This window comes from Psychrobacillus sp. NPDC096389 (assembly GCF_044762855.1).
Classification (GTDB): Bacteria; Bacillota; Bacilli; order Bacillales_A; family Planococcaceae; genus Psychrobacillus.
The window spans coordinates 1,145,351-1,157,801 of the sequence record NZ_JBIWFB010000001.1 but is presented as its reverse complement, the minus strand read 5'-3'; the positions used below and the strand labels follow the sequence as shown (position 1 = coordinate 1,157,801).

Annotated in this window: 14 protein-coding genes; all 14 read right to left on the bottom strand. The window is 37.0% G+C overall.

The window, feature by feature from the left end; all coding sequences use genetic code 11:
- Window positions 1-37: 37 nt before the first annotated feature.
- On the bottom strand, window positions 38-1,315 hold the full coding sequence (locus ACIQ38_RS05450) for a flagellar hook-basal body complex protein (protein ID WP_402819077.1): 1,278 nt from the start codon (window positions 1,313-1,315) through the stop codon (window positions 38-40).
- A gap of 81 nt (window positions 1,316-1,396) precedes the next feature.
- Window positions 1,397-1,777: a TIGR02530 family flagellar biosynthesis protein gene (locus ACIQ38_RS05445; RefSeq protein WP_402819075.1), complete on the bottom strand. Its 381-nt coding sequence runs from the start codon at window positions 1,775-1,777 to the stop codon at window positions 1,397-1,399.
- Between the two features lie 19 nt (window positions 1,778-1,796).
- A complete protein-coding gene (flgD, locus tag ACIQ38_RS05440; RefSeq protein WP_402819629.1) occupies window positions 1,797-2,471 on the bottom strand; it encodes a flagellar hook assembly protein FlgD in 675 nt (224 codons plus the stop codon).
- A 12-nt stretch (window positions 2,472-2,483) separates the two neighbouring features.
- Window positions 2,484-3,680, bottom strand: coding sequence for a flagellar hook-length control protein FliK (locus tag ACIQ38_RS05435; RefSeq protein WP_402819072.1), 1,197 nt, complete (start codon window positions 3,678-3,680; stop codon window positions 2,484-2,486).
- 32 nt (window positions 3,681-3,712) lie between these two features.
- Window positions 3,713-4,312 (bottom strand): MotE family protein, encoded by a 600-nt coding sequence (locus tag ACIQ38_RS05430; protein WP_402819069.1) that lies wholly within the window; start codon window positions 4,310-4,312, stop codon window positions 3,713-3,715.
- Between the two features lie 8 nt (window positions 4,313-4,320).
- Window positions 4,321-4,770 (bottom strand): flagellar export protein FliJ, encoded by a 450-nt coding sequence (fliJ, locus tag ACIQ38_RS05425; protein ID WP_402819066.1) that lies wholly within the window; start codon window positions 4,768-4,770, stop codon window positions 4,321-4,323.
- A 1-nt stretch (window position 4,771) separates the two neighbouring features.
- Complete coding sequence (fliI, locus tag ACIQ38_RS05420) at window positions 4,772-6,094, bottom strand: flagellar protein export ATPase FliI (RefSeq protein WP_402819063.1); 1,323 nt, start codon at window positions 6,092-6,094, stop codon at window positions 4,772-4,774.
- A gap of 5 nt (window positions 6,095-6,099) precedes the next feature.
- Window positions 6,100-6,879, bottom strand: coding sequence for a flagellar assembly protein FliH (gene fliH / locus ACIQ38_RS05415; protein WP_402819060.1), 780 nt, complete (start codon window positions 6,877-6,879; stop codon window positions 6,100-6,102).
- On the bottom strand, window positions 6,863-7,876 hold the full coding sequence (fliG, locus tag ACIQ38_RS05410) for a flagellar motor switch protein FliG (RefSeq protein ID WP_402819057.1): 1,014 nt from the start codon (window positions 7,874-7,876) through the stop codon (window positions 6,863-6,865). Before fliG ends, fliH begins: the two co-directional genes overlap by 17 nt.
- Window positions 7,877-8,007: 131 nt before the next feature.
- Window positions 8,008-9,597 (bottom strand): flagellar basal-body MS-ring/collar protein FliF, encoded by a 1,590-nt coding sequence (gene fliF / locus ACIQ38_RS05405; RefSeq protein ID WP_402819054.1) that lies wholly within the window; start codon window positions 9,595-9,597, stop codon window positions 8,008-8,010.
- A 57-nt stretch (window positions 9,598-9,654) separates the two neighbouring features.
- Window positions 9,655-9,960, bottom strand: coding sequence for a flagellar hook-basal body complex protein FliE (fliE, locus tag ACIQ38_RS05400; protein ID WP_402819051.1), 306 nt, complete (start codon window positions 9,958-9,960; stop codon window positions 9,655-9,657).
- Window positions 9,961-9,983: 23 nt separating this feature from the next.
- A complete protein-coding gene (gene flgC / locus ACIQ38_RS05395; RefSeq protein ID WP_402819048.1) occupies window positions 9,984-10,445 on the bottom strand; it encodes a flagellar basal body rod protein FlgC in 462 nt (153 codons plus the stop codon).
- Window positions 10,445-10,840 carry a flagellar basal body rod protein FlgB gene (gene flgB, locus ACIQ38_RS05390; RefSeq protein ID WP_402819046.1) on the bottom strand — a complete coding sequence of 132 codons (396 nt, stop codon included), beginning with the start codon at window positions 10,838-10,840 and terminating at the stop codon, window positions 10,445-10,447. The genes flgC and flgB overlap by 1 nt, the downstream gene beginning before the upstream one ends.
- Before the next feature lie 748 nt (window positions 10,841-11,588).
- Window positions 11,589-12,368, bottom strand: coding sequence for a GTP-sensing pleiotropic transcriptional regulator CodY (gene codY / locus ACIQ38_RS05385; protein WP_402819043.1), 780 nt, complete (start codon window positions 12,366-12,368; stop codon window positions 11,589-11,591).
- Between the last annotated feature and the right edge of the window lie 83 nt (window positions 12,369-12,451).

Below are 12,451 nucleotides of genomic sequence, written 5' to 3'. Positions count from 1 at the left end.
GCCCACCCCTCCCTTACAAGTTTAATAGTTTAATTGATTAACGTTTTAAGTTGATAAGCTCTTCTAAAATGGAGTCAGAAGTCGTAATAATACGAGTATTCGCTTGGAAACCACGTTGCGCTACAATCATGTCTGTGAATTCTTCTGAAAGGTCAACGTTGGACATTTCTAGGAAGCCGGAGTTGATGGTACCCAATCCTGCTTCTGTTGCAGTTTGAAGAATTGGATCTCCTGAATTCGAAGTATCTTTGAAATAGTTTGACCCGACTTTTTCCATACCACCTGGATTCGGGAATTTAGCTAGAACAAGTTGACCTGCCCAACGTAATGTTCCTTCTTTGTCGACAAACGTTACAGTACCATCTTGGCCTATATTCATACTTTGTGCATCGGTTGGTATTTTGATTGGTCTGTATTCACCATTTGCAGTAATCGGCATGTCCGGTAAATAACTTCCACCAGTGTTCAGATTACCAGAAGCTTCCCAATTTCGTTCAACAGTAGAAGCATCTGGGTAAGATAGGTTAACTACTGCCGCGTTTGCTGCTGCTAAAGCTTCTGCATCAGCTGTTGCAGCGTTCTCTGCTTCAAGAGCAGCTTTGGCTGCTGCCCCGTCTGTTGCATTTGTAGGATCCTTAGTATCAGCTAACTTTTTTTCTGCAGTTTCCAATTCGGTTTTGGCAGTAGCTTTTTCCGCATCAGTTTTTGCACTTGCTAATTTATCTTTAGCGTCAGATACTGCCTTCTCTAAAGGTTTTAGTATGCCAGCTAACGTCTCAGCAGTGCTCTTAGCTGTTATAGCGGTGCCTTCTGCTTTTGTTTTAGCAGCTGTAGCAGCATCCTGAGCTGTTTTAAGGGAATCAGGATCTACTTTAGTAACTCCACCAACTAAAAACTTCCCGTCCCCATTCACTAAATACCCGTCATTGTCCATATAAAAGTTACCTGCACGAGTATACAGAGGATTAACAAAACCATCACGGTTAGCATTTGAAGAATCCGCTACTTGAAAAAAGCCATCTCCTGAAATTGCCAAGTCCAGTGTGTTTCCTGTTGATTGAAGTGAACCACCTGAGTGAATTGTGTCAATAGCAGCCAATTGGGAACCTAAGCCTACTTGTTTTGCATTTACTCCCCCACGTGTTCCAGTTGCTGCTGATGCTCCAGCTGTTGTTTGTGAGATTAAGTCTTTAAAAATTGTACGGCCTTTTTTGAAACCATACGTATTTACGTTGGCGATGTTGTTACCAATTACATCTAGCTTTGTTTGGAAGTTTTTTAAACCTGAAATACCTGAGTACATTGAGCGAATCATTTATTTTTTCTCCCTTCAATTTGCGTGCTAGCTTCAATCAGTCAGCTGCACATAGCATCCTTTAAAAGGTCCTGCTATTTATTAGTTCAGCACGATTGTGCCGTCTATATTTGTAAATAATTGATCTTTCGCTTCCTTGCGATCCATAGCAGTAATCACTGTTGCATTTTTTGCACTAACGATTAATGCTGCTTGGTCCATCAATACTAATGAGTCATTCACACCTTTTGAGCGAGCTTCTGATACTTTATCACTCACAAGTTGCCATTCTGCGTCTGTTATATGAATATTTCTTTCAGTTAGACGCTGATTAGCATGTTTACTTACTTTCAATTCTGTTTTTACGGTTGCTTCATGTAAGTGCTGTAAAAACGATTGTTTAGGCGAAGTTACTTGTTTAGATGTGAGCGGTTGACGGATAGTTGATTGCAGCGGAACGCGATTAACATTAATGTTGCCCATTGCAGATCCCCGTTCTAATTTATTTGATAGATGTAATTTGATCAGCAGTTATAGATGCACCACCAACTAGATTAAATACAACTTTGCCATCTTTTTTAGATACAGATTCTACTTGAGCTGAAATTTCTTTAGTTGTTTCTGCTTCTTCCTCTGTTTCCTCTGTTTCCTCTGTGTTGGTTGGAATATAGCTAACTGTTTTACCAATCATCATACTAGCTTCCACTAAACTATTAGAGCTAGTGCTTGTTGATAATACTTCTGAAATATTACCCGGTGTAATAACTTTACCGTCCGCAAGTGTGAATTCGACACTTCCATTCACAAATTTAATGCCTTTAATTTGACCGCTACCTTCATTTATAATTGGCTTTTTATTTTCATCTAATTTATCTGTTACCTCATGCCATTTAACTTCTTTCCCTACAAAACTACTATACTCAATCATTTGAGATTGCTCTTGAACTGCTGCAAACTCTTTAAATGCGGTCGCTAGGTTTTGCATTTGTTCTAAAGATGAAAATTGGGCCATTTGAGCGATAAATTCAGTGTCTTTCATTGGGTTTGTTGGATCTTGGTTTTGTAATTGTGTCATTAATATTTTTAAAAAGGCATCTTTTCCAAGTGCATTGCTCCCTGTTTGCTTTTCTACTTTTTTTTGATTGGCCAAGTACATATTTTTTGTAATTGGGTTCATATCAGCCACTTGTTAAACCTCCATTTCCTTCAAAAATTCTTCGAATGAAGATTGTTCTTCCAACTTCTCATCGGGTTGTTCGTGCTGCTGCTCTTGTTGTTGTTTAAATGATTCTTGGAAAGATTGGTTTCTCTCTTGTCTATTCGTATCTTGCAAAGCTTGCGCTATTTCTAGTTTATCTAGTTGAATATTTTGGTGAACTAAGCTTTGTCTTAAATGATTTGAATTTGAATCTAACATTTCTTTTCCAAGTGCAGTAGATGCCAACATTTTCGCAGTTAGGATTCCGTCTTTTTGAACTAATTCAATACGAATTGTTCCTAGTTGCTCCGGATATAGTTTAATAACTAATCTGTTTGCCCCATTCGTTTGACCGAATTGTACACGGTTCATCACTTTTTGTAGTTCTTTTATAAATTCTTCCGATTGCGCTGACTTTTCAGTCGGTAATGTCACGGATACCGTTTCTACTTTCGTTTGAACAATAGCAGTAGATTGGCCTTGGATATTGGATGTTACTTCCTTCGTTTCAGCAATTGTTTCAGTTGGAGCTTGGGTTTGTACTTGACGAACAATCACTTGCTGAATAACTGGCTTTAATCCTTGCATTAGGTCTGGTTTTTGGCTTTGGTTAACGACAAGATTCGCTGTGCTGTCTTTGACATTTTCAAGGAGTTGTTTCAAGTCAAAGACCGTTGACTCTTGTTTTAATGTAAGATCCGATTTATTTCCGATTAGTTGTGCTATTTTTAGTAATTGCACTGCTTGCTTTGCTTCTACTGGTGTGGCAGTACCTTGCCCATTGAGAGACAAAGTTATCACATCTGTTAGCTTACTGGCTTGCTCCTGAATACCTGCTAGCAAATCCCACACATTAGATTCTTCTATCACCAAAGGAGCATCTATTTCTTCATCAAGCAGTTTATTTAATAATTCTTTTAATTGTTTCGGATTTACTTCTAACTCTTCCGAACCGATGAGTGACTCTAATTCTTCTAGAGATGTTGCGTTAAGAATGGATAGTAAATCTTGGATTACATCCTGCTCGGGCATATTTGGAATAGTATCAACTGTTGACTGTCCTTGTTGGTTGGATAATATTTGACCAAATATATTGCCGAAAACTTGATTGCCTTGAGGAGATAATTGCTGCACCTTTGTTGGAACGGCTATATTATTTCCCATATTTACGATTGTTGCGAGATTCACGGAATATCTCACCTCCTTTCACTAAGCAAAAATTACTGTTCTGTCATAAGCTCTGTATACTTTGCAGCATCCTCCGGCGTCATTTTTTCATAAATTTTCGCCACAGTGTCTGGTTTTAAACTAGTTAATATGCGCAGTGCCTCTGCGTCACTCATTTTCGTAATGACAGGTGCCGCTGCTTTGGCGGACATTTTCTCAAATGTAGAAACAATTTCACTATATGCTTGTTTTGTGCTCGTTTGTTCTCTTTGTAGCGTTTCTATTTCATCGAGTAGCCTTTGCTGTTCTACTAATAGAGCTTCATTTGACTTCGCAGAGTTTTCAATCTCTACTTGTAATTGGTCAATTTCTGCTTCTTTTTGTTGGATCTCTGCTTGTAGTGAAACAACTCGTTCTTCTAAACGATCCGTTTTTATTTCTTCAGTTACTACTTCCGTTTGTCCGGCACCGGTTAATTCTTTTGCTTTTTCAAAAACATTCACATCCAAAATTTGAGCAATAATTAGTAGGAGAGCTAAAGCAAATAACAAAGGAATGATAAACCAATACAAAAACATTTTCATTTTGCTTATACCTTTTGCACTATTTTTCTCTTGTGGAATGCTTTTATTCGATTTGTTCTGCTTAGCCATGCTTTTACTCACCTAATCTCTTTGTTTTGAAACTTTAAAGAAGATATTTCATCTAACTGTATCGCTTCTAAGCGCTTTTGTTCTTCTTTGAATTGTTCGAAATCCTTTTCTTTCATCTTTTCAAACTTTCGTACTTCCAATGACTTTTCCACTAGTTTTTGTTCAAACCAGTTCATTTTGGAACGTGCTTGAATTACTTCTTTTTGAACAACATCAATTCTTTTTTGTAATCCATCGATATATTTCGAATAATGATGCACTTGGTCGATAGACAAGCCTGATGTTAACCGATCGTTTTGCGCATCTACTGTATCTTCTTGTTTTTTTAATAGCTCATATAATTCAGTGGCAACTTTTTCAAACATATTTACTGATTCTTTGTATGCAAGTTCCGTTTCTGACTTTTCTTGCTCCCTGACATTTAAGACTTTTGCAAATTTATATTGATAAGCAACCATTTTACGAACCACCACCCGCTAATTTCACTATTTCATCCACAGTCGTCGCAAGCGATACTTTGTCTAAATAGCCTTGTTTTAAGAATGACGTTATTAAAGGCTCATATTGTATAGCTTCATCAATTTCTCTGGATGTGCCTCGTTTATAAGCACCTATATTAATCAAATCCTCCGATTTGTTATACGTAAAATATAAATCTCGCAATCGTTCAGCAGCCTTTTTATGACTATCATCTGATATATGATTCATCAGCCTACTAATACTTTTCAAAACATTAATCGCTGGATACTGTCCTTTGTTGGCAAGCGATCTATCAAGTACGATATGTCCGTCTAAAATACCTCGGACCGTATCTGCAATTGGTTCGTTCATATCGTCCCCGTCTACTAATACCGTATAAAATGCCGTAATCGTACCGTGCTCATTCGTACCTGTACGTTCCAATAGTTTCGGTAATATCGAAAACACAGAAGGCGTATAGCCTCTTGTAGCAGGAGGCTCCCCAACCGCGAGACCGATTTCTCGCTGTGCCATTGCAACACGCGTAACGGAGTCCATCATCAGCATGACATTTAAGCCTTTATCACGGAAATATTCGGCAATAGCGGTAGCAGTAAAGGCACCTTTAATACGCATTAATGCAGGTTGATCGGATGTTGCTGCGACAACGATCGATCTTGCTAATCCTTCTTTTCCTAAATCACGCTCGATAAATTCACGCACTTCTCTTCCACGTTCTCCGATCAGAGCAATGACATTTAAATCTGCATTGGTATTTCTTGCAATCATTCCAAGTAGAGTACTTTTTCCTACACCCGAACCCGCAAAAATACCAACCCTTTGCCCTTTTCCGATCGTTAACATGCCATCAATCGCTTTTACTCCCACTTCGATACGTTCATCGATGGGTGGACGAGTAAGTGGATTAGGGGGGTCTTGTTCAGTACCTACCGTCATTAATCCCTTCGGTAGGACACTTCCATCAATTGGGTTCCCCATCGAATCGAGCACTTTTCCTATTAAGTCTGGACTAACCTTTATCTCTAGAGGGCTATTCGTTCCTTCCACTAAACAACCTGTAGAGATTTCTCGAATATTCGTGTAAGGCATTAAAATGACGATCTCTTCTTTGAATCCAACTACTTCTGCAAAAATAACAGAAGGACCGTTTTTAGAAGAGTTTATATGAATTTTACAAACATCGCCGATAGAACTTTCAGGACCTTGTGATTCAATCATTAATCCAACAACACGACTCACACGACCATATTTTTTAAATGTAGGCACATTGGTAATTTGTTGAATTAAATCGACCGCTTTCATCACATTCACTCCAAGCTCTCTAGCATGTCTACTAATTTTTTCCTTAACTCCTGCAGTTGCTCATCGATACTAACAACAATTCTTCCGTGATTTGTTTCGATAAAACAATCCGTACTGTCCATATCTTCATCTACAAAAATCATAAAAGGCACATCTACTGGGAACAATGAGGCAAGTTCTTCGCGATTACTTGATACTAAAGAAAAATAAGTTGGTGAAACATATAACTTAATTTCTTTCATTTCTCTCGCTTCTTTTAAGCCTCTTTTCACGATGGACAAATAAATCTCAGGATTTTCTTCTAGTTTCGTACTTATTATTCGCTCTGCTGTTCTAAGTCCAAGTTCCAGTATTACATGTTCTTGCTGTTGTAAATATTTTGCTGCGTTTTCATGCGCAATCCGCATCGTTTCATTTGCAATTTGTAAGGAATGTTCCATATCTGAAAGGGCTTTTTGGCGCCCCTCCTCGACTCCTTGCGTGAAACCTTCGTCGTAGGCTTGTTGTTGAAATGCTAGTTTTTGTTCATCCCATGCATTTCGTTCGTTTTCAATCAACTGATTCGTTTCTTCTATTTCCTGAGCTAATGCAGCTTTTTTGTGTGTAATTTCTTGCTTTACTTCTTGCATCATTTTCTGTCTTTCTTTTAAGATGATGTCTAAAGAAAGAGGTTGCTCGGTATCTATTTCTTCTTGCACAAAAAGATTTCTTATTTCAATTGGTTTTGATTTCTCATTTTTTTCACTTACTTGTACGTTTCGGAAAATCCTAGACAATAATGTCATCTCCTCCACCACGTGCAATAATGATTTCGCCTGCATCTTCTAATCTACGAATAACTGTGACGATACGAGATTGTGCTTCTTCCACATCACGTAATCGAACTGGACCCATAAATTCCATTTCTTCTTTAAACGTTTCAGCCATACGAGTAGACATATTCCGAAAAATAACGTCTTTTACTTCTTCGCTCGAAACTTTCATCGATAGAAGTAAATCTTCATTTTCACAATCACGAATAACGCGTTGAATAGAACGATTGTCCAATGTGACAATATCTTCGAATACAAACATGCGTTTTTTGATCTCTTCTGCAAGTTCTGGATCTTGAATTTCTAATGCATCCAAAATTGTTTTTTCGGTTGTACGGTCGACTCCGTTCAATACTTCAACAACCGCATCGACTCCACCAGTTTCGGTATAATCTTGCGTAACTGTTGATGAAAGTTTTCTTTCTAACACCGATTCAATTTCACTTATTACTTCAGGGGACGTAGAATCCATCGTCGCAATCCGTTTTGCAATATCTGCCTGCATTTCTTGTGGCAATGAAGAAAGAATAATTCCTGCTTGCTGTGCTTCTAAATAAGATAAGATAAGTGCAATGGTTTGTGGATGCTCATTTTGAATGAAATTAAATAATTGCGTCGGTTCAGCTCTTCTTGCAAAGTCAAAAGGTCTCACTTGCAAAGATGATGTTAAACGATTAATGATCGCTTGGGCATGCTCTGAGCCAAGTGCTTTTTCCAGCACTGTTTTCGCATACCCGATACCGCCTTGTGAAATATAATCTTGGGCAAGTGCAATATTATGAAATTCTTCTATAATATCTTCTTTAATTTCTGGTTCGACTTTTTTCACTCCAGAGATCTCCAAGGTCAAGCGCTCGATTTCTTCTTCATTTAAATGTTTATAAATGGAAGCTGACACTTCAGGTCCAAGAGAAATTAACAAGAGCGCGGCTTTTTGTTTGCCACTAAGTTCTTTTTCTTTTTTATTCATAGCCGTCCCCCCAATCAATTACGCCTCTGCGTAATTGTGTCCAGATGTTAATTGCGCTCACACACGCAATTAACGACCTTTCAAAATCTGTGACAACCTCCGAAGGATTAACTTTATTCTCCAGAATAAAGTTAATCCTCTGTTATCCAAGTACGTAACAACTTCGCGAAATCTTCTGGTTTGTCTTTTGCCATTTTTTCTAGTTGTTTTCGTCTTAATGTAGCTTCGGTTTCTTTTTCATCATTAACGTCATCTATTTTCAATTCTTCGCGCTGTTCTTCTAGGATAATTTCTTCTTCCTGTTCTTTTCTTCTAGATCGAATGATAAAGATGACTAGTAGAATAATAGCTACAAGTAAAATTCCTCCAATTACGTACACCCACCAAGGAATTGTAGTATTCGTTTCTGCAGTCGTTACCGCTTTACCGTTAAACGGTTGTACAGACACGACTATTTTTTCTTGTAGTTGCGCTTCTGTCAATTCTGTTACTTCGTCTTTGTCAATTGAAGTTCGAATAATCGTTGCAAGAATCTGTTCAATATCACCTTGTACACCAGTTGGCATAGAGGCAATATCTTCTGGATTTGGTGGTTCGACCATTACTTGAATACCGATGTCTCTAATTTTGTAAGGACTTTCGACAATTTCTTTACGGATTCGATTAACTTCACTGTTGATCATATCTTCGGTTCTTTCATAATCTCCGTTGGCAGTAGAGCCTTCTACATAATTTGTAAAGTTATCTGTTGCATCTTCTGCTTGCGGTGTACCACCTGCGACAGGGTTATTTCCTGTGAATGTTTCTGAAATACGCTGTGCACTAATCTCAATACCAGCCATGTTTTCTTCATCTACAGGAAGTACTAAATTTTCTTCTCTGTTTTCTTGTTGGAAATCGATATCTGTAGTAACCGATACGACTACTTTGTCTTGCCCCATTAAAGTACCTAACATCGTTTGTACTTGTCTTTGTAGGTCCCGTTCTATAGTCTTTTTAATCGTCATTTGATCGGTTACACTTGTACCACCAGCTCCATTAGTAGCTTGTGCCATATCAAAATACTCTAAATACTGATTTCGGATCGTAATATCTTCTGTTGATAAGTTCGGAACAGATCTAGAAACTAAGTTGTATAAAGACGTTATTTGAGATTCCGTAAATTGATATCCCGGTTCAGTATTTAAAATAATTGCTGCACTTGCTGCATCATTGCTTTGTGATAGAAACACGCTTTCTTCAGGTAATGTAATCATGACTTGCGCATCTTTTATCCCTTTAACACCTTTTATCAAATTAGCTAATTCTGTTTGCATAGAAGCTAATTTTAATACGTTAAATTCGTTGTCTGTCATACCAAAACCAGCATTTTGTGAAAAGAAGCTATAGTCAATCATTCCTGATTGTGGAAATCCTTCCGCTGCCAGTTGTACTAATAATGTATCAACTTGATCTGCAGGAACAGAAATGGATGTCCCACCAGCTGCAATTTCATTTGGTACTCCTTGTGCATCTAATGTTTCTTTTATACGCCCTATTTCAGAAGGTGAAACATCTGAGTAAAGAGGAACAAATTCTGTTTTTGTTAAGAAGTAAGTAAGTATAGCGGCAAGTAGTATAACCGCTAAGACGCTTCCTATCATTGTCCCTTTTTGCGCCTTTGTTCTACTTTTCCAAAACAAGGTTATATCATTGGTTATTTTTTTTATACGATCATTCATTTGTATCCTCCGGTTATGGTGAATATTTTTGCTCGATATTTAGCGATAACCGAGGGTTTAGACTGGCATTCGCATGATTTCTTGGTACGCTTCAATTACTTTGTTTCGAATTTCTAAAGTTGCATTCAATGTAATACTTGCTTTTTGAGAAGCAATCATCACATCATGCAATTCTATATTTTCTCCACGAATTAATTTTTCTGTTGCAACATCAGAAGCTTTTTGATTTGCATTTACAGAATCAATTGCGCCTTTCAAAAAATCACCAAATTTCTCTTGTGCTTCAGCGGAACTCACTTTTGAAGTCGTAGAGGTTGGATTTATTTGGGAAGGATTAAATAATGAAACAGATTCTATTGCCATTTTAGTTTAGACCTTCTTTCTTCTTATTTTCCAATTTCTAATGCTTTCGATAACATCGATTTGTTAGCATTAAAAACTGTGACATTCGCTTCATAAGAGCGTGTGGCTGATATTAAGTCAACCATCTCTTTTAAGGGGTCAACATTAGGCATTTCTACATACCCTTCCTCATTCGCATCTATATGCGTCGGGTCATACACTAATTTGAATGGCGTTTCTGTATCTTCATTTATTTTCGACACTTTCACACCATGCCCTAAACTATCTTTATTGGCAGTTCCCATAGCTACGTTTAAGAAGTTCGAAAAATTCCCTTCTAATGGTTGTAATGTAACCGTCTTTTTTCTATAAGGCTGCCACTGACCATCGACAAATTTTGCACGAGTCGTATCAACATTTGCCATATTGGAAGAAATGACATCCATTCGAAGCCGTTGCGCTGTTAAAGCGGAAGCCGTTGTATTCATCCCATGAAAAATCGACATTATCTGCTTCCTCCTTTAATAACGGTTTGTAGCGTATTTAACTTCCCACTTACTCGGTCAACCAAAGCATTATAGTATAGTTGATTAGTCGCAAGATTTGCTTGTTCCTTATCCATATCGACTCCATTTCCATTGTTGCTGTAGCGGAAATTTTGATAGTCGAATACTCCAGATGTACTAGTTTGAGTGCCAAAAATCATATGCTTTTGGTCTGTACGATGAGCAGCTATCGTAGTTTTTTTGGCATCTGTAAGAAATTCGTTAAAACTTACACTTCTTGCTTTGTAATTCGGTGTGTCAACATTCGCTATATTTTGAGCAATTGTCTTTTGTTTCGCCGCTGAGAAATCTAATCCTCTTTCCAAATTTGAAATTGTCCCACCAAATATACCCAACTATTTCACCTCTTTTTTACTTTCTTGTCTTTTATAAATAATAATAATCTATGAAAATCACAATAATCTAATTGTAATGAAAACGTTACAATGTGTCTATTCAATTTCCCACGAATTAATAGGTCTTTTTTCCTTTTTTTCGCTAACTTTCGACTTTTTATTGTCCATTCTATTCAATTGTTAATTTTTACATACATTCCCTCTAAAAATCAATCATAAACTATCAAATTTCACAAATTCTTAATATCAGAATAATCTCAAATATAAGACTTGCGAGCCATATTATCAAATTATTGATTATTATCCCTTCAATTCATGAGTAATTTGCTTAAATGGAATATCGCTTAACACTCATTTCCTTCACCTTTCGTAATTGTAAAAATAAGAGCGGTGATGGTGAGTCTTATACTTCGACAAAGATTTCCTTGAATATGATTATCTTTTATAAAGACGAAAGGATAATAATGCCTGATTAGCAAAAGACAGCTTTCCAGTAAGTAAAGTGTTACCAGGAGAAATAGGTCCTTTTCAGTGGGTGGTTAGTCGTATTTGAGCGGCGATTCTCTTATACAACCACTTTCCACCAATATTAACGCCTTATAAGTCAGTATTTCCCTTTGTGTTTTCACTGTGTAAACCCAGTGAATAGATTTGATGAACTAATTCTTAAAATAACAAATTTAAGCCTTAATACCACACAAAAAACCTCTTCCACAATTAAGTAGAAGAGGCTCAATTATTTTACTTATTATTTCATTTTTAATTGAGCTAATTCAGCAAGGAATTTGTCGTTAAGAACTTTAATATAAGTTCCTTTCATTCCTAATGATCTTGATTCGATTACGCCAGCACTTTCTAGTTTACGTAGTGCGTTAACGATTACTGAACGAGTAATACCTACACGGTCAGCGATTTTAGATGCAACAAGTAAACCTTCGTTACCATCTAGTTCTTCGAAAATATGCTCAATTGCTTCTAATTCACTATATGATAATGAATTAATCGCCATTTGAACAACTGCTTTGCTACGTGCTTCTTCTTCAATTTCTTCTGATTTTTCACGTAGGATTTCCATACCAACTACTGTTGCACCATATTCACCAAGAATTAAATCATCATCATGGAATTCTTGTTTTAAACGACCTAAGATTAATGTTCCTAAACGTTCACCGCCACCGATAATTGGGACAATTGTTGTTAAACCTTCTTTAAATAGTTCACGGTTTTCTTCAGGGAATACAGAATGTTGGCTATATACGTCTAAGTTAGATGATGTTTCATTTACAGCAAACAAATTCTTTGTGTAATCTTCTGGGAATTGACGTTCTTCCATCATTTTAATCATACGCTCGTTTTCGATTTGTTGATGTACTTCAAATCCAAGTAGTTTACCTTTTCTGCTTACGATGAATGCGTTACATTCGATAACATCACTTAATGTTGCTGCCATTTCTTTAAAGTTAACTGGTTTACCAGCAGATGCTTGTAGCATCGAGTTAATCTTTCTTGTTTTGTCTAATAAGTTCATTGTTGTATCCTCCATTTTGGTTCATTAATTTTTTTAATTTTCTAAAGTTTTTCAATTGTTCCGTTGAAAACACCCAGTATTCC